We start from the raw sequence: 16,989 nt of genomic DNA, 5'->3' as shown, positions 1-16,989 counted from the left end.
CGCCCGCTCACGCGAAGGCGGCCTCGTCGAACGAGCAGCCGCCGCGGTCCGCGGGCGGGAGGGCGTAACGGGACGTCAGCAGGGGCGTGCGGCGGAAGTACTGCCGGTAGCCGGACGCCCGGAACGCCAGGTCGAAGGCGTGGCCCTCGACATGCCAGTGCGGCAGGTCCTTCCGGTCGTCCTCCGGAGTCAGCCGGTGCAGGGCGTCGATCTCCAGGTCGGGCGAGCGGCCCTTGAAGCCGAGACCCCCTTCGAGGTCCTGGACGTCGTCGAAGACCAGCGTCGCCGGGGACACCCAGAAGGTGAAGTGCTTCTCCGGCGGGAGGGGCTGGACCCAGCGGACGATGTAGTCGAGGTCGAGCAGGAGGCGTGGCGGGCCGGCGTCGGTCTGCTGCACGTGGAGGCCGTGCACGGTGGCGTAGTGCCACCCCATGTCGTCGAAGTCGGCGTCGCTCCACACACTCTTCGAAAGACCTGAATCCTGGTGATCATCTGCGCTCATGGCTGCATCCAACCAAATCCTTGCCCGGCCACGACAACGAGGGGACAGCGTGACTGGCCGGGGTCCGGGGCGTGTTGGCCAGCGTAGCGCGGCTGGACCGGTGGCCGGCGGAGCCCCGGACGGCCCAGCCATTGCGCACGTTCGGGTGGTCGGGGCGGGGCGTCAGGACCGGCGCCACGCCGCCGTGTAGGCATCGATCTCCTCCACGATGCGCTGCTTGCCGGCATCGTCGAGGAACGAGGCCCGCACCGCGTTCCTGGCGAGTTCGGCGAGTCCCGGCTCGTCGAGGCCGAGCAGCCGGGCGGCGACCGCGTACTCGTTGTTCAGATCGGTGCCGAACATCGGCGGATCGTCGGAGTTGACGGTGACCTGGACCCCGGCCCTGACGAACTCCCCGATGGGGTGGTCGTCCAGCGAGCGGACCGCCCGGGTGGCGAGATTGGACGTCGGGCAGACCTCCAGGGGGATCCGGTGCTCGGCGAGGTGGGCGAGGAGTTCCGGGTCGCGGGCGGCGTGGGTGCCGTGGCCGATCCGTTCCGCGCCGAGGTCGCGCAGCGCCTCCCAGACCGCCTCCGGTCCGCTCGTCTCGCCGGCGTGCGGTACCGACCGCAGGCCGGCGGCGACAGCGCGGTCGAAGTAGGGCTTGAACTGGCGTCGCGACACGCCGGTCTCGGGTCCGCCGAGCCCGAAGGAGACCAGGCCCTCGGGGCGGACGCGGTCGTCGGTGGCCAGCCGCGTGGTCTCCTCGGCGTACACCCCGGGCCTGCCCGGAATGTCGAAGCACCAGCGCAGGATCACCCCGAACTCCTTCTCCGCGGCCGAACGGGCGTCCTCGATCGCGTTCATGAAGGCCCGTTCGTCGATGCCGCGGCGGATGGAGGTGTACGGGGTGACGGTCAGCTCCGCATAGCGCACGTTCTGCCGGCCCATGTCCCTGGCGGCCTCGTACGTCAGGAGGCGGACGTCCTCCGGCGTGCGGACCAGACCGGCCACGGCGACGTACACGTCGATGAAGTGGGCGAAGTCCCTGAAGGTGAAGTATCCGGCCAGGGCCTCGGGGTCGGCCGGCACTCCGGCGTCGGGATGGCGGGCCGCCAGTTCCGACACGATGCGGGCGGAGGCGGAGCCGACGTGGTGCACGTGCAGTTCGGCCTTCGGCAGTCCGGCGATGAACGCGCCCAGGTCACGGCCGGGCCCCGCATCGCCCGTGAGGGGATCGCGCTTCTCGGTACCGTCCACTTGCTGCCGCCCGGAGAATCGACGCTGCCCCCACGGCCGTCGGCCTTGCCCGAAGGATAAGGCGGCGAAACGATTCCGGGACGGCCGGTCCCGCCACACGGCCGTGTGCTCCGTCGCGGTCGCGCGGCCGGGCGCGCGCCCGTGGACCCGCAGATCGACGCTGATGGACAGAAACGTTTCCTGAAGCACTTCGGTCCGCGGCTGGAACATGCCGAGATCCCTTGGGAAATCCGGGCAGCGGAACCACGGCGGGGCCCTGTCCTCCGTGGTCGCGACAATGCACCCGCCGACCCTGGGCGGTCATTGCCGTGGAATTCACCATTTCTCCTCACCGAATGCCGTCCGGCATTTCCGCAAGGCGAACCCTGGGTGATGCCGGAACACGGTGCGGACCCGCCATGGAGAACCGTGTTCCTCGGGCACGGCGGGCACCGGGCCCCGACCAACCCGATGATCACTCTTCCGGAGGGGGCGGCGCGCGCTCCCACCGGTGCCAGGAGCGGACTGCTTGGGTGTGGACCGGTCACACCGTCTCCGTCCACATCTCCATGGGGAACACATGCTGCACACCACCGAGGCGACGCCTCCCGACACCGCGCGGCCGGATGTCGGCGCCGTTCTCCGCGACCGCGTCCGGCCGCTCGCCGACGGGGTCGACCGCGCCGGCCGCTTCCCCCGCGAGAGCGTGCGGGCACTCGCCGACGCGGGCGCCCTCGGCCTGCTCAGCTCCCCGGCGCACGGCGGGGGCGGCGCGGACCTGCGGCGGGCCGCCGCGGTCATCGAGCAGGTGGCCGGGGCCTGCGGCTCCACGGCGATGGTCCTGCTCATGCACTACTCCGCCGTGTCCGTCATCGAGCGCCACGGGCCGGAGGACGTACGGCGGGCGATCGCCGAGGGCCGCCACCTGAGCACGCTCGCGTTCTCCGAGCGCGGGTCGCGCAGCCACTTCTGGGCACCCGCGGGCACCGCCGTTCCGGCCGGCGCGGGCGGCGTGCGGCTGGACGCGGTGAAGTCCTGGGTCACCGCGGCGGGCGAGGCCGACAGCTATGTCTGGTCGAGCCGGCCGCTGCGGGCCGACGGCCCCATGACGCTGTGGCTCGTCCCGGGCGACCTCCCCGGGCTGTCCGTGCAGGGCGACTACGACGGGTTCGGGCTGCGCGGCAACGCCTCCTGCCCGATCACCGCAGAAGGCGTGTCCCTGCCCGAGCGGGCCGTGCTCGGGACCGACGGACAGGGCCTGGCGACGGCACTGGAACTGGCGCTGCCCTGCTTTCTCGTGCTGAGCGCCGCCTTCTCCCTGGGGGTGATGGAGACGCTCATGGAGCTGACCGCCCGGCACCTGCGCACCGCCCGCCTGGAGCACCTGGGCGAGACACTGGCGCAGCAGCCCGTCTCCCGCCGGCAGTACGCACAACTGCGCCTGCGCACGGACTCCGTCCGCGCCTTCCTCGACGACACCCTGGACGCGATGGCGGCGGGGAGCCCGGAGGCGACGGTGCGGGCGCTGCAGGTGAAGGCGCTGGCGGGCGAGGCCGCCGCCGAGGTGGCCGACGGTGCCATGCGCCTGTGCGGAGGGTCGGCCTTCCGCAGGGACCTGGGTGTGGAGCGTCGTTTCCGGGACGCCCTGGCGGCACGCGTGATGGCGCCGACCACCGAGGCGCTGTACGACTTCTGCGGCCGCGCCGGTCTGGGCCTGCCGCTGTTCGAGGAGGCCGGATGACCGACATCGTCCTGGGCGCCGTCGCGTACGACCCGAAGGTCGTCACGATCTGGTCCGGTTTCCGCGCCTGGCTTCGCGAGCACGGCCTCGACATGGACTTCGTCCTCTACGCCCACTACGAGCGGCAGACCGAGGACCTCGTCCGCGGCCGCATCGACGCGGCGTGGCAGTCCCCCCTGGCATGGCTGCGCACCCGCCGCATGGCGGAGGCCGCGGGCGCGGAGGTCAGGCCGCTCGTCATGCGCGACACCGACCGCGACCTCACCTCGGTGATCGTGGTCCGGTCGAACGGGCCGGTCGTCACGGTCGCCGACCTCAAGGGCGAGACCGTCGCCGTCGGCGCGATCGACTCACCTCAGGCGACGCTCCTGCCCCTGCGCCATCTCAGGGAGGCGGGCCTGGTGCCGGGGGCCGACTTCCGCGTCCGGCGCCACGACACCGGCGTGGGGCTGCACGGCGACCACATCGGGGGCGAGCGCGAGGCGGCCCGGGCGGTCCTGGCCGGAGAGGTCGCGGCGGCCTGCATGGGCGACGCCTCGCACCTCATCTTCGGTCTGGAAGGGTCCCTCCCCGCCGGGACCACGCGTCTGCTGGCGCGCACCGCCCCCTTCGACCACTGCGTGCTCGCCAGCGGGCCCTCGCTCGGCACGGAGCGCGGTGAGCGGCTGTCGGCGCTGCTGCGGTCGATGTCCTACGCCGACCCCGACGTGCGCCATCTGCTCGACCTGGAAGGGCTCCGGCAGTGGCTCCCGGGACGCGACAGCGGCTTCGGCGACCTGGCGACCGCCGTGGACGAGACGGGGTTCTACGACGCGGAGGGCACCGTCACGATCGCCGGCTACCGGCCGTGACCGCGGGCGAGGCGGGCGAGGCGGTCGAGGAGCCGTCCGACCTCGTGCTGGACCTGGCCGGGACGGGCTTCGACGAGGGTGCTCATCTCCTGCTGCGCCGCTCGTTGAGCCAGGTCGCGACCGGCGGCCGGGTCGCACTCACCGGCATGGGCCCAGCGCTCCTCGCCCCCCTCACCGCCTGGTGCCGCCGCGAAGGCCACACCGTGTCCCTCGCGGCGCCGGACGAGGCCCCGGTGCGTGCCCATGTGCGCCGGGGGGACGCCGCCGTCGCCCGGTGGGAGGGCGCCGAGCGGGCCGGGGGCCCGGACGCGCGGGAGGTGGCGAGGCGGCCGCCGCTGCACTGGGGCCTGGCCGCACGCGGCGCCCTGGTGGAGGCCGGCGGGCCGGAGGTGCCCTTCGCGGTCACCGATCAGGACATCGCCTGGACGGATCTCGCGCCGCGGCTGTACCGGCAGGCGGCGGCCGCGCAGTGGGACCCGCTGACCGCCGTCCCGTGGGACACCGCGTTCGCCCTGCCGGACGAGGTCGAGGCGGCCGTCGTACAGGTCATGACGTACCTGGTGGAGAACGAGCAGGCCGCGCTGATCGTGCCCGCCCGCCTGCTCGTGCAGGTGCACCCGCACTTCCGTGAAGTGCTCCAACTCCTGGCCGTGCAGGCCGCGGACGAGGCCCGGCACATCGAGGTGTTCACCCGGCGGGCGCTGCTCAAGGGCGGCACCATGGGAACGTCCACGGTCGGCGGCCGGGCGTCGCTGACCACACTGCTCACCGAGCCGGACTTCTCCATCGCCTCCTTCCTGCTGTCGGTACTGGGCGAGGGCAGCTTCCTCAGCCTGCTGGCCTTCCTCGAACGGCACGGCCCCGACCCGGTGACCCGGCGGATCAGCCGCCTCGTGCGCCAGGACGAGGCGCGGCACGTGGCCTTCGGCCTGGGGCACCTGGAGCACCGTGCGAGCGTGGACCCGCAGCTGCGCGGGCTGCTGCGGGCCGCGGTGGAGCGCCGGCACGACGCACTGGCGGCCTCCGCCGGTCTGAACCAGGACGTCTTCGACGCCCTCGTGCTCCTGGCGGCCGGTTCATGGGCCCCGGCGGCGATCGCCCGCGGCTGGCGGGCGGTGCAGCGCCTCCAGTCGGACATGGACGAAGCGCGGCGTCACCGGCTGTCCCGGCTGGGCTTCCCCGACAACGAGGCCACCGCCCTGTCGGCCCTGCACACCCGCAACTTCATGTGACGGCGGCCGCGCGCGGGCACGAGGCGACCGTGCGTCCTACGATGGGACAAAAGGCCCTTCGAGCCCAGCCGTCCCATCGGGCGCGGACACCTCGCCGTTGCACTGCGCGGCCCGCCATCAGGCGGCTGCCGCGCGGATGTTCGCCGGTCGTTCGCCGGTCGAGGAGGCAGCACCATGCCGCGTCGTCCCCTGTCGTGCCTCCTGCTCGCCCTCACCGCCGCCCTCGTCCCGGCGGCCGCCGCGGCGGGCGCGGATCCGCCGATGCTGCTGGACGACGTGACCCAGCGGCCGTCGGCCATGCCGTCGACGTTCGAGGCGACGAACACGGTCGCCTTGGAGGGTCTGCGCTGGTCCCATTGGGGCTCGGCGGAGGCGGCCGGCCGGGGCACTCTGAGGATCAACACCTGCGAGCCCAACTGCGCGGAAGGCCACGTCCGCGTGCTGCCGGACTCCGATCTGCAGGTGCGGGGCGTACGGATCGACCAGGGCCGCCGCTTCTACCGGCAGTACCGGATCCTGAACGCGTCCTTCTCCTCGTCGGACCGTGCGGCCTATGCGCACTGGACGGACGCCTACACGCCCGGGGACTTCCGCTGAGGCGGTCGTCCGTCGCTCGCGCTCATTCCTCGCCGGAGAACCGCTCCCACGCGGACTGGCGGGTGGTCCCGAGGGTCTCGCCGATCCTGCTCCAGGTGACGCCGCGTCGGCGCAGTTCCCGCACCCAGGCGGTGAGGTCCGCCTCGGCCGCGTCGATGTGCGCGGCGACGCGCGGGATGTGACCGAGCATCTCCTGGTCCGTCATCGACTCCCACACGGACACGGGCCGCCCCGCGGGGCTGCCGAGGCTGCCGTCGATGATCGAGGCGGACAGGGCCACGCACTCGTTGCAGATGTACACACCGGGGCCGGCGACCAGCTTGTCGACCTCGGTGTTCGGCTTGCCGCAGAAGGAGCAGCGGGTGAGTTCCGGCAGAGTCTCGGACAGTGTCACGGTGCGCCCCCGAACGGTCAGGATTTTCCTGAACCCTAGGCCGTCAGGGCGAACCTGACAAGGTCTCAGCCGCGCGCACGGGGTACGACAACGGTCCGGGGCCGGCACCCGTGAAGGTGCCGGCCCCGGACCGCGATGCCGTCGGCGTCAGGCGGGAACGATGTTCTCCGCCTGCGGGCCCTTCTGGCCCTGCGTGACGTCGAAGCTCACCTTCTGGCCCTCCTGCAGCTCACGGAAGCCCTGGGTCGCGATGTTCGAGTAGTGGGCGAAGACGTCAGCGCCGCCACCGTCCTGCTCGATGAAGCCGAAACCCTTTTCCGCGTTGAACCACTTCACGGTGCCAGTTGCCATGATGAAACATCTCCTTCGGGAGCAGTACACCAAGTCCGCACTGTGCGGACTTCTGTCGCCGCAATGACCCTCCGGAAGGACCGGAAAAACAAAAATGCACCTGTGGGTCACATCCCGTCAGGCGCACATAAAGTTCATGGGTACCAAAACTGCAACGTATCCAACCTAACACAGAATTCATGGCCCGGGTGGGAGGCGCGCGGAGGAAGGTTCATGCCGGTTCACGTCCCCGCCCTGTCGTTCTGGGCCCCGTCTTGTGCAAGGCTGACAGTGCCAGCTGATCCGTCCACCGTGTGGAGACCCAGTGCGCTGCATCATCGCCGGTTACCCCTTCGACCTCACCGCGAGCGAGGTGCAGCGGGCCATGAGCGGGATCGCCCCCGAGCCTGCCGCCGGCGAGTGCGTCCTCATCGGTCAGCGCTCCTACCCCGTCAAGCAGGTGGGTGCGGTGATCACCCGCCAGGACCGGCGGGACTTCACCGCCGCGGAGGTCACCCGGGCCATGAAGCGCCTCGGGTTCACCTGTCACCCCGCACCCTCCGCCGACGTCTGAGCGCGCGGACCGTCACCCCGGCAGGGTCGTCCGGGGAGGGGCAGAAGCCGGTCGGTCATCGCGGCGACCGCGGCCACGACCGCTGCCCGGTGCCGGTCGCGCCGGGCCGTTTCGTCACCGCCGCTGGGATTGCGGATCCCGTGGGGCGTGAAGAGCCAGGACTGCGCGGCGGCCAGGGCGACCATCAACGCGTCCATACCGGCTTCGAGGTCGGCGCCCCGGGCGTCGGCGACGGCCTGCGCCTTGGCCAGATGGTTCTCCCGTTCCGCGAGTGACGCCTGAGGCCGCTCGAGTGCCTTCCACTGGGTCAGCCGGATCAGGTCCGGATCGTCGGTGAGGGCGTCGAACAGCGCTCCGGCGTACGCGGCGAGGTCGTCGGGCGTGAAGGGGACGACGTCGGCCAGGACGCGCAGCCGGGCGTCCAGCACGGTATCGAAGAGCTCGTCCTTGGAACCGAAGTAGGCGTAGATCGCCTGCTTGTTGGCCGGGGCGGCCTTGGCGATCCGGTCGACCCGCGCGCCGGCCAGCCCGTGCGCGACGAATTCGCCATAGGCGGCATCAATGAGGCGCGCACGCGTTGCGGCAGAGTCGTAGACCATGAAGACAGCCTAAAATATCCGCGCCCGGGCAAAACACCGGCCGAAGCAGGGGTCGTTCCCCCGCGCTATGCCGGCCCAACGGCGCGGTGCGGACGACCTCGTGGGCATCGCGGACGAGGGGCCGGAGCCCGACGCCCGCGCGCTCCCGTCCCGGCCTGGGGCTCAGAAGCCGAGTTCCTTCGTGACGTCGTCCCACAGACGATCGGCCGCGCTCTCGTCGATCGCCCAGGCGGCGACACCGCTCTTGCCCGGTGCCGGGTCGGGCTGGGGAGCGGCGACCTGGCAGTCCTCGAAGTAGCGGCCCGTCACGCCGTCCACGAGCGGGGAGGCCGCCAGCAGGACGGAGGTGGCGGCGCCCTGCTGCGGGGTCTTCCAGCCCGGCGGCACCTGGAGTTTCCGTCCGGCTTCGTCGGTCGCGCCGACGAACCGGAGCTGGTCGTCGCTGAGGTGGCGCTGGAGGTTGGTCATGATGCCGCCGGGGTGCAGCGCGTTGGCGGTGATCCCGTCGCCCGCCCACCGGCGGGCCAGGGCCACGGTGAACAGGATCCCGGCCGTTTTGGACTGCCCATAGGCCGTCCACGCCTCGTAGGGGCGGTGGGCGAAGTGGACGTCGTCGAAGTCGACGGGGGCCATGAGGTGGGCGGAGGAACTGACCGTGACCACGCGGGCGCCGTCCGCCGCCCGCAGGGCCTCGTGCAGCCCGAGCGTGAGGGCGGCGTGGCCGAGGACGTTGACGGCGTACTGCCGCTCCCAGCCCCGCGCGGTGCGGCCGAGCTCGGGCAGCGCCATGATGCCCGCGTTGTTGACGAGGATGTGCAGGGGTCCGCTCCAGCTCTCCCCCAAGGCGCGGGCTCCGGCGGGATCGGCCAGGTCCAGGGCGGCGACGCGGACGTCGCGGCTGCCGGTCTCCCTGCGGATGCGGCCGGCGGCGCTCTCACCGCCCCGGGGGTCGCGTACGGCCAGGGTCACCTCCGCGCCGGCGCCGGCGAGCGCCAGCGCGGTTTCCCGTCCGATGCCCGAGTTGCCGCCGGTGACGAGGGCGCGCTTGCCGGTCAGGTCCACGCCGTGGACGACCTCCGCCGCCGTGGAGTGGGCACCGAAGGGAATGCCGGGGGAAGGCACCGCGGAGGAGGAAGGAGAAGAGGGAGAAGAAGAGGACACGAGAACTCCAGCGATCTTCGGTACGGGCCGGGTGGGAAAGTTGAATCCAACCGGTTGGTTGAAACCATAGCCCGCTTCTCGACCGAAAAACAACCGGACGGTTGGATTGGTACGCGGAGCGCTGCTCCGGACGCGCGACCGCCCGCGTGTCACCGGGGAGGACGCGTTCGGCGCGCGGCCGCGACGGAGCCGGGACAGGCTGAACGCGTGCGGAGGGCCGTGGTGCGGAACCCGCCACAGTCCTCACGCCATGGGTAGGCCCCCGCCACGGCACGGTGGCGGGGGCCAACAGCCCCGCGGGCCCCTCGCCCGCCCCGCTCGGGAAGCCCTCCGGGTAGCGTCCAGGAAGCCCTCCGGGCCGCCGGCCGCATTTTCGTCCGAGGTGCCGGAATAGTTGCCTCGACATACGGGTTGGCAGGGGATGTGGTGTGTCGAACGACGCCACCTCCTCTTCCCGGCCCGGAGGCCCCACTCAATGACGCTCACGACGACCGACCAGCCCACGCGGAGAACCACCGCGGCCGTCGTCCCCGTTCTCGCCTTCGCAGGCATCGTTGTCGCGGTCATGCAGACGCTGCTGGTCCCCGTCATCAAAGACCTGCCGCAGCTGCTGAACACCGCTCCCACCAACGCCACCTGGGTCCTGACCTCGACCCTGCTCTCCGGTGCCGTGGCCACCCCGATCATGGGCCGCCTCGGCGACCTCTACGGCAAGCGCCGCCTGCTGATCACCAGTCTCTCGATCATGGTGGTCGGCGCCGTGATCAGCGCCGTCACCAGCGAACTGCTCACCATGATCGTGGGCCGTACGCTGCAGGGCTTCGCCATGGGCGCGATCCCGCTCGGCATCGGCCTGATGCGCGACATGCTGCCCCGCGAGCGGCTCGGCTCGGCGATGGCCCTGATGAGCTCCTCAATCGGTGTCGGTGGCGGCCTCGCGCTGCCCGGCGCGGCCCTGATCGCGCAGCACACCGACTGGCACGCCCTCTTCTACGCCGCCGCCGCGCTGGGCGTACTCGCCATCGCGCTCACCCTGATCGTCGTGCCCGAGTCCCCGATGCGCGCGAAGGGCACCTTCGACCTGCCCGGCGCGATCGGCCTGACGATCGGCCTGGTGCTGCTCCTGCTGCCAATCACCAAGGGCAGCGACTGGGGCTGGTCCTCCGGAACCACGCTCGGCCTGTTCGGCGCGGCCGTCGCCATCCTGCTGCTGTGGGGCCTGATGGAGCTGCGGCTGAAGGCACCGCTGGTCGACCTGCGCACCACCGCGCGCCGCGAAGTGCTGCTCACCAACCTCGCCTCGATCATGGTCGGCGTCAGCTTCTACGTGGTCTCGCTGGTCCTCCCCCAGCTGCTCCAGCTGCCGGCCTCCACCGGCTACGGCCTCGGCCAGTCGATGGTCGTCGCGGGTCTGTGCGTGGCACCCCTGGGCCTGACGATGATGCTGACGGCCCCCGTCTACGCCCGGCTCTCCGCCCGCTTCGGCCCGAAGGTCACCTTGATCCTCGGCATGCTGATCATCGCGCTCGGCTACGGCGGCGGCCTCGGGCTGATGGACAAGCCCTGGCAGACCGTGATCATCGCGGTGGTCCTGGGTGCCGGTATCGGCCTCGCGTACTCCTCGCTGCCCGCGCTGATCGTCAGCGCCGTCCCGGCCTCCGAGACCGGCGCCGCCAACGGCCTCAACACCCTGATGCGGTCGATCGGCACGTCGGTGTCGAGTGCCGTGATCGGCATGGTGCTCGCCAACACCGCGAACCACGCGAACGGCCTCACCATCCCGACCATGCACGGCTTCCGCGTGTCCTTCGTCATCGCCACCGCCGCGGTCGCCATCGGCGTGCTCCTCGCCCTGGGTCTGCCGGGGCGGCGGGCGGCCACGCTCCAGCTGCGGGCCAGCAGCGAGGAGGAGGTCAACCTGGCGAACGCCGAGGAGGTCCTGCGGGGCTTCCGCGGCCGGGTGCTGGCAGCGGGTGGCGCACCCGTCGCCCGTGCCAAGGTCACGCTCATCGACCGCCGCGGCCGTCAGGCGGGCGCGACGATATCCGGCGAGGACGGGACGTACACGCTCACCGTCCCGGCCGAGGGCCACTACGTCCTCGCCGCACGCGCCGCCGGGCACGGCCCGCTGGCTTCCTCGGCGACCCACCCCGGACACGAACGACTGGTCGACCTGGACCTGTCGCTGCCCGGCGAGACGGTCAGCGCCTGAGTCCGAGCACGGAGCAGAGGCGGCCGGTGCGCCCCGGGCACCCGGCCGCCTTCCGTGTCACCCGGGGCCCAGTGCCGCGCGCGCCAGATGTGACAGGCAGCGGCGCATCCGGTCCTCGCCCACTTCGGGCAGCAGGGCGGTGATGTGCACGGCGGACAGGTTGGCCAGCAGGACGTGCGCGGAGGCCTCCGGGTCGGCCGCGCCGTCGAGCAGGCGCACCAGGTGGCGGTGCCAGAAGCGGTGGGCGTCGGCCTGGTGGCGCGAGCCGGCGGCCGCGGTCTCGTACGCGCGCACCAGGGCGAGATGCCGCATCAGGTGATCGAAGTAGGCGTCGACGAACGCGGCGAGGCGGTCGCCGACCGGCGCCCCGGGGCCCAGCGGTGGCGGCCCGTGTACGACCGCCTCCCGCAGGTCGTGCTCCCGCTCCGCCAGCAGCGCGGCGGCCAGTCCGGCCCTGTCGCCGAAGCGGCGGAACACGGTGCCCTTCCCGACCCCCGCGGCGGCCGCCACCTGGTCCATGGTCACGCCGTCCATCCCGCGTTCGGCGAACAGCCCGGCCGCCGCTTCGAGGATCGCGGCGCGGTTGCGCGCGGCGTCCGCCCGTTCACGCAGCGGCCAGGGCCGCGCCGGGACGCCGGTCACGTTCCCACGCGCGGCGGGGTCGACGTGCCGTACACGCGCCTGGCGTGGCTCGCGTACAGCCGGGGCCCGACGATCGGCATGATCACGCGGGCCGCGAGGGGGGCGTGCGCGAGCACCGCCTTGACCACCTCGGGGTCGCCCTCGTACATCACCATGCCGAAGGCGAGCGGCAGGTCCTTCTTGGGGCTGCCCGCCATGCCGTGCTCCCCGAGGAGCTTCCACTCCGCGGCGGTGATGTACTTCTCCGCCAGGGGCAGGATCTCCTTCTCCTCCAGGGCCATGTGCTCCAGCAGCGCGGTGAGCAGCCGGTCGAGGGCGTCGGCGAGCGCGTCGCCGCCCTGAGCCGTCGAACGCCAGGCCGTGAGGAGCTCCGTCGCCTCGTGGAGGGCACCCTCGATCACCTGGTGCTGCCGCTCCATCGTGGGCACGATCGCCGCCGTCTCGTCCCCGCCCCGCTCGAGGAGGCGCGGCCACACGACCGCGTCCTCGCCCTCGTGGTGGAGGTGCAGGATCAGGCACACCTTGCCGGCGTGGGCCGCGACGACCTCGGCGCGCTCGGTGTCCCCCGCCGCGACGTCCCGCACGAGCTGCGGAAGCAGCCGGAACTCCCGCCGCATCATGGTGTGGGCCATGTACATGTCCCGCACATCGGCCATCGGCCCGTTCAACGCCAGATTCACTCGAACCCCGTTCTCACCTTGTGGATCCCTCGACGACCGCGGGCCGTCGGACGGGCCCGGCCGGCGGGACAGCGGCTGCGCGCCCGGGCGCCGCTCCGTACGGTCGTCACGACCCGCCTCTCGCGTGCTGCCTCGGCGCGGCCGCCCGGCCCCGTGGGCTACCGATCACCTTCGGGGACCGATGCTGTCAAAACGAGGTCCCGCGGGCATCGGGAGGATTCCGTATCTTGCGCCGGCCGGCAGGCATGGGAAGAAGTCCCGACCTCCCCGCACCGCCCGGCGCACGCGGCGGCGGGACTACCCGATCTCCACCACGCGTGCCCAGTCCGGGGGCTTGTCCGGCACGTAGAAGGGGTTGTTCTCGTGGTCGTCGGAGGACGAGAACTGCCGGGGGAACAGGCCCACCACCGTGCGGCAGGCCGGGGCCGCCTCCGGCCACGGGGTCTGACCGTCCGTCAGGACCACGACGACGTCGGGGCGGGGCCGTGTGCGGAGCGCCGTGGCGAAACCGGTCCGCAGGTCCGTGCCGCCACCGCCCACCAGTGGAATGCCCTCGCCGCGGCACAACGGGTGGACGACGCGGGCCGACGCGTCGCACGGCACGACGGTGACCATGTCGCGACGGCCGCCGACAGCACGGGAGATGGCGGCGACTTCGAGGAGGGCGCTGCCGAGTTCGGTGTCGCTGACCGAGGCCGAGGTGTCGATGACGACGCAGACCCGTGGCGGCCTGCGCCGCAGGCTCGGCAGGACGACTCCGGGCACACCGGCGGAGCGGCGGGACGGGCGGCCGTAGGTGTAGTCCTCCCCCGTGCCGGGGCCGGAGGCCGCCGAGCGGACGGCGGCACCCAGCAACTCCCGCCACGGCTGCGGCGGGTGGAAGGCCTCCTCCGCCCACCGCTGCCACCCCTTCGGGGCGCTTCCCGGCCGGCCGGCGATGCCCTGCGCGACCCGGAACCGTACCGCGTCCCGTTCCTGTTCGCTGAGGCCGTCCGCCCCCTCGGGGCCCAGGTCCCAGGCACGGTCGAGGCCGTCGGCGCCGCTGCCGCAGTCCAGCCAGGCGATGCTGTGAGTGAGCGGGACGAGTCCGAACCGGCGCAGGTAGTCCTCCATGAGCCGGCCCTGGGGCAGGCCCAACGACGCGGGCACGACGGCGCCTTCGGGCCGGACCAGGCCGTCGCCGTAGATGTCGTCGTTGATCTCGCAGTCGGCGGCGATGTTCATCCGCAGCCGTTCGCCCGGGCCGGTCAGGCCGTGTTCCCTCGCGAAGCGGTCACTGCGCCCGTGGTGGTCGCGCAGCAGATGGGAGATCTCGTGCACCCACACGCCGGCCAGTTCCTCCACCGGCGTCCTGTCGACGAACGCGGGCGAGACGTAGCACCGCCAGTGCCGGTCGACGGCCATCGTCGGCACCCGCGGCGACTCCACGGTGTGCAGGGCGAACAGCGCTGTCGCCAGGTAGGGCCGGGCCCGGGCGGCCTGCAGCCGGGCGGCGAAGAGCTTTTCGCGGTCCAGGGCGGTCCGGGCGGCGGCCGCTGGTGCCGGTGCGTCATGCCTCATCGGCCCGCCTTCGCGGCCTGCGCGGCGCGGGCGGCCGCCTGGTCGGCCCGGCGGGACAACGTCACCGTTCCGGCGAGTCGTTCGATGGCGGCGGGCACGTCCCAGTCCTGCCGGCGCAGCGAGGCGAGGGTGGTCGCGGGGACGACCACCAGGTCCGGGGCCCCGGTCTCCAGCGCCAGGACCAGCAGCGCCCACGCCGCGTCCCAGCGGGACTTCTCCGGGCGCCTGCGGACGGCGTCCACCACGCCGTCGAGCACGGCCTGCCGCAGGTCGCCCCGTTCGGGCAGGACGGCGGCCGCGGGATCGGCGAGCAGGTCCTCGGGGTCGGGGAGGTCCATCCGGTCCAGGCTCGCCAGCAGCTCCAGGCCGGGGCCGTCCCCCACCGTTCCCCTGACCAGGAGGGACAGCACGTCCCGGGAGGATCCCGCCGCGGCCGCGAAGGCGGTGAGGTGCAGGGTCATCTCCCAGCTGCGGGGGGACGGCCAGGCGCCGCCGCGACGCGCCTCGTTGGTGGGCAGCTTGTGCACGAGACCGGGGCGGGCGGCCAGCAGCCCGCACACCGCGCGGCGGGCGAGGTCCACGGCCTCGGGCAGCCGTCGCGGGTCCAGCCGCGGCAGGGCCGCCCGGGGCCACGTCCCGCCGAGGCCGCGGACCACGACCTCGGGGTCGTGGGTCCACTGGAGGTGGACGAACCGGTTGGCCAGGGGCGGACTGAGTTCCCAGCCGTCCGCCGCCGAGGACCGCGGATTCGCGGCGGCCACGATCCGTACGTCCGGCGGCAGTTGGAGCGCGCCGATCCGCCGCTCCAGCACGAGGCGGAGCAAGGCGGCCTGCACGGCGGGCGGCGCGGTGGACAACTCGTCGAGGAACAGCAGTCCCCGCCCGGCCCGCACCAGTCGTACGGCCCAGTCCGGCGGGGCCATCGGGACACCGTGCACGGCGGGATCGTCGCCGACGACGGGCAGGCCCGAGAAGTCGGACGGTTCGTGCACGCTGGCGATCACCGTGGTCAACGGGAGGTCCAGGGCGGCGGCGAGCTGTGTCAGGGCCGCGCTCTTGCCGATGCCGGGCTCGCCCCAGAGCAGTACGGGGAGGTCGGCGGCCACGGCCAGGGTCAGCGCCTCCAGTTGCGGATCGGGCCGCGGTTCCGTGGTCGTGTCGCGCAGCAGGTCCAGCAGCGCGCCGGCGACGTCGAGCTGGGCGGGGCTGTCGGGGTCGGCGGGCAGGTCGGGCGCGGGCAGCAGAGCGGTGGCGGGCATGCGTGATCACCTTTGGATTCGTGAAGGGTGGCGGGAGGGCGGGCAGTCCGTGGGCCGGGTCAGCGGAAGGTCGCGGCCCGGGGGCGGGAGCGACGGTCACGGGAAGGGCGCCGGTCCGGGGCGCGGCGGGGTCCGGGGTCGGCGAGGCCCGCCCGGAACAGCCCGTGGACGATGCGCCGTTCGGCGGCCGTCTCCAGTTCGTCCCGCAGCGGGCCGTCCCGGAGCACCGCCTCGGGGCCGAGCAGGCCCTCGACGACCGCCAGAGCACCGGCGGTGTCGCCGTGGTCCAGGCGTTCGCGGACGCCGGGGAGGCAGTCCGGCCGGCGGTGCGCCTCGTCGATCGCCTGGAGGCAGGGCAGGGGGGTGCCGGTCAGCGCGGCCAGCAGTTCCTCCCTGCGGATCTCGTCCGGGCCGTGGTCCAGCGGGACGAGGACCCCGTCGACCTGGCCGATCCGGTGCAGGGCACCGCGGCACTCCACGATGCGCGGTTGCCCTGCCGGGTGCGGGGGTCGGCGGGTGGCGGGAGGCGCGTGACCCGGTACGAGGGCCGCGGCGACCAGCGGGTGCAGCCGGCCGGCCGTGATCGCGCCGGCGCGCAGCAGCTCCAGGTCCGGTGGCACCCAGGTCGCCGCGTCGGGCAGCACCGGCAGCCGGTGGGCGCCGCCGTCCCCGGTCGCGGCCGGGTCGGCCACGTTCACCAGCAACCGGTCCCGCGCGCCCAGTCGGACCAGGACGGTGCCGCTGTGCCGCCCTTCGGCACGGAGCACGATCCCCGCCTCGGCGGGCCATCGGCCGACGGCCCAGCGCGGGTCCGGAGGAGGCGGGTCGTCGGCGGGTGGTCCGCCGGCGCCCGACCGGGTGCGCAACTCGTCCGCCCTGCGGGCGTCCCACAGGTGCCGGTGCAGGTCGAGACGGAACCGGCGGTGCGGACGGGGGTGGGGGTGGGCACCCGCCGCGCCCCGCGTTCCGTCCCACAGCGCGAGGCTGATGCGCTGACCGGCATCGGCCCAGGCCGGAGGCGTCCGCACCACGAGGTGCACGGAACGTCCGCCGTCCTGGTACCGGGCCAGGGCGATCGTCAGCCCCGGCCGCAACAGCCCGTCGGGCGCGACCCTCGGCATGTGCCAGCGCAGGAGATCGGGAGCCAGATGGCGCAGATCCGCCCGGACGCGGGCCGCGAGCTGCGTACCGTGCGTGCGCGCCAGCGCACGCAGATGGAGATCGACGTCGACACCCGCGGCGGCGCACGCGCCCGCCCAGTCCCCCGCACGGCGGCGGAAGGTCGCGGTCTCGATCATCGAGGGCGGCACGGCGTACTCCCGTACGCGCAGCCACAAGGAAAGCCGGGAATCCCCGTACGCGTTCTGAGTGAGCATCAGCACTCACCTTGCGCGGACGGGACCCCCGATCTGTACGAGGCGTAAGTCGTCATCGCGG

At 73.1% G+C, this 16,989-nt stretch carries 17 protein-coding genes; 6 read left to right on the top strand and 11 right to left on the bottom strand.

Features of this window, described 5'->3' with window-relative positions; genetic code table 11:
• Nucleotides 1-7: 7 nt before the first annotated feature.
• Nucleotides 8-502 (bottom strand): hypothetical protein, encoded by a 495-nt coding sequence (locus ACFYXS_RS04165; RefSeq protein WP_389243647.1) that lies wholly within the window; start codon nt 500-502, stop codon nt 8-10.
• A gap of 162 nt (nt 503-664) precedes the next feature.
• Nucleotides 665-1,741 carry an adenosine deaminase gene (locus ACFYXS_RS04160; protein WP_389243645.1) on the bottom strand — a complete coding sequence of 359 codons (1,077 nt, stop codon included), beginning with the start codon at nt 1,739-1,741 and terminating at the stop codon, nt 665-667.
• Nucleotides 1,742-2,300: 559 nt separating this feature from the next.
• Between ACFYXS_RS04160 and ACFYXS_RS04155 the strand changes: the two genes are divergently transcribed.
• The 4 genes from ACFYXS_RS04155 (at nt 2,301) to ACFYXS_RS04140 (ending at nt 6,141) form a co-directional block, all read left to right on the top strand.
• On the top strand, nt 2,301-3,461 hold the full coding sequence (locus tag ACFYXS_RS04155; protein ID WP_389243643.1) for an acyl-CoA dehydrogenase family protein: 1,161 nt from the start codon (nt 2,301-2,303) through the stop codon (nt 3,459-3,461).
• A complete protein-coding gene (locus ACFYXS_RS04150) occupies nt 3,458-4,312 on the top strand; it encodes a phosphate/phosphite/phosphonate ABC transporter substrate-binding protein (protein ID WP_389243641.1) in 855 nt (284 codons plus the stop codon). The genes ACFYXS_RS04155 and ACFYXS_RS04150 overlap by 4 nt, the downstream gene beginning before the upstream one ends.
• Complete coding sequence (locus ACFYXS_RS04145) at nt 4,309-5,544, top strand: ferritin-like domain-containing protein (protein WP_389243639.1); 1,236 nt, start codon at nt 4,309-4,311, stop codon at nt 5,542-5,544. Before ACFYXS_RS04150 ends, ACFYXS_RS04145 begins: the two co-directional genes overlap by 4 nt.
• Before the next feature lie 174 nt (nt 5,545-5,718).
• Nucleotides 5,719-6,141, top strand: coding sequence for a hypothetical protein (locus ACFYXS_RS04140; RefSeq protein ID WP_389243637.1), 423 nt, complete (start codon nt 5,719-5,721; stop codon nt 6,139-6,141).
• A gap of 22 nt (nt 6,142-6,163) precedes the next feature.
• On the opposite strand, the gene ACFYXS_RS04135 is transcribed toward ACFYXS_RS04140, so the two are convergent.
• Together ACFYXS_RS04135 and ACFYXS_RS04130 are read right to left on the bottom strand one after the other, a co-directional pair.
• Nucleotides 6,164-6,535, bottom strand: coding sequence for a ClpX C4-type zinc finger protein (locus ACFYXS_RS04135; RefSeq protein WP_389243635.1), 372 nt, complete (start codon nt 6,533-6,535; stop codon nt 6,164-6,166).
• A 147-nt stretch (nt 6,536-6,682) separates the two neighbouring features.
• The gene (locus ACFYXS_RS04130) at nt 6,683-6,886 is read right to left on the bottom strand and encodes a cold-shock protein (RefSeq protein ID WP_037915390.1); all 204 of its coding nucleotides are present in this window, start codon (nt 6,884-6,886) and stop codon (nt 6,683-6,685) included.
• Between the two features lie 304 nt (nt 6,887-7,190).
• Between ACFYXS_RS04130 and ACFYXS_RS04125 the strand changes: the two genes are divergently transcribed.
• Complete coding sequence (locus ACFYXS_RS04125) at nt 7,191-7,439, top strand: SCO5918 family protein (protein ID WP_389243632.1); 249 nt, start codon at nt 7,191-7,193, stop codon at nt 7,437-7,439.
• On the opposite strand, the gene ACFYXS_RS04120 is transcribed toward ACFYXS_RS04125, so the two are convergent.
• Together ACFYXS_RS04120 and ACFYXS_RS04115 are read right to left on the bottom strand one after the other, a co-directional pair.
• On the bottom strand, nt 7,412-8,038 hold the full coding sequence (locus tag ACFYXS_RS04120) for a TetR/AcrR family transcriptional regulator (RefSeq protein ID WP_389243630.1): 627 nt from the start codon (nt 8,036-8,038) through the stop codon (nt 7,412-7,414). The genes ACFYXS_RS04125 and ACFYXS_RS04120 overlap by 28 nt on opposite strands.
• 162 nt (nt 8,039-8,200) lie before the next feature.
• Entirely contained in the window at nt 8,201-9,199 is a 999-nt protein-coding gene (locus tag ACFYXS_RS04115; RefSeq protein ID WP_389243628.1) for an SDR family NAD(P)-dependent oxidoreductase, read from the bottom strand.
• Between the two features lie 475 nt (nt 9,200-9,674).
• Between ACFYXS_RS04115 and ACFYXS_RS04110 the strand changes: the two genes are divergently transcribed.
• Nucleotides 9,675-11,411 carry an MFS transporter gene (locus tag ACFYXS_RS04110; protein ID WP_389243626.1) on the top strand — a complete coding sequence of 579 codons (1,737 nt, stop codon included), beginning with the start codon at nt 9,675-9,677 and terminating at the stop codon, nt 11,409-11,411.
• Nucleotides 11,412-11,468: 57 nt separating this feature from the next.
• On the opposite strand, the gene ACFYXS_RS04105 is transcribed toward ACFYXS_RS04110, so the two are convergent.
• The 5 genes from ACFYXS_RS04105 to ACFYXS_RS04085 all read right to left on the bottom strand — a co-directional run bounded on the left by ACFYXS_RS04105 (nt 11,469) and on the right by ACFYXS_RS04085 (nt 16,928).
• Complete coding sequence (locus ACFYXS_RS04105; protein ID WP_389243624.1) at nt 11,469-12,053, bottom strand: TetR/AcrR family transcriptional regulator; 585 nt, start codon at nt 12,051-12,053, stop codon at nt 11,469-11,471.
• Nucleotides 12,050-12,733, bottom strand: coding sequence for a hemerythrin domain-containing protein (locus tag ACFYXS_RS04100; RefSeq protein WP_389243622.1), 684 nt, complete (start codon nt 12,731-12,733; stop codon nt 12,050-12,052). Before ACFYXS_RS04100 ends, ACFYXS_RS04105 begins: the two co-directional genes overlap by 4 nt.
• A 297-nt stretch (nt 12,734-13,030) precedes the next feature.
• On the bottom strand, nt 13,031-14,293 hold the full coding sequence (locus tag ACFYXS_RS04095) for a VWA-like domain-containing protein (RefSeq protein WP_389243620.1): 1,263 nt from the start codon (nt 14,291-14,293) through the stop codon (nt 13,031-13,033).
• Nucleotides 14,290-15,552: an AAA family ATPase gene (locus ACFYXS_RS04090; RefSeq protein WP_389243617.1), complete on the bottom strand. Its 1,263-nt coding sequence runs from the start codon at nt 15,550-15,552 to the stop codon at nt 14,290-14,292. The genes ACFYXS_RS04095 and ACFYXS_RS04090 overlap by 4 nt, the downstream gene beginning before the upstream one ends.
• 59 nt (nt 15,553-15,611) lie before the next feature.
• On the bottom strand, nt 15,612-16,928 hold the full coding sequence (locus tag ACFYXS_RS04085; RefSeq protein WP_389243615.1) for a hypothetical protein: 1,317 nt from the start codon (nt 16,926-16,928) through the stop codon (nt 15,612-15,614).
• Nucleotides 16,929-16,989 lie beyond the last annotated feature (61 nt).

It is taken from the genome of Streptomyces sp. NPDC002574 (genome assembly GCF_042889545.1).
Taxonomy (GTDB): domain Bacteria; phylum Actinomycetota; class Actinomycetes; order Streptomycetales; family Streptomycetaceae; genus Actinacidiphila.
The sequence above is the reverse complement of the archived record's forward strand: the minus strand, read 5'-3'. Positions and strand labels throughout refer to the sequence as shown.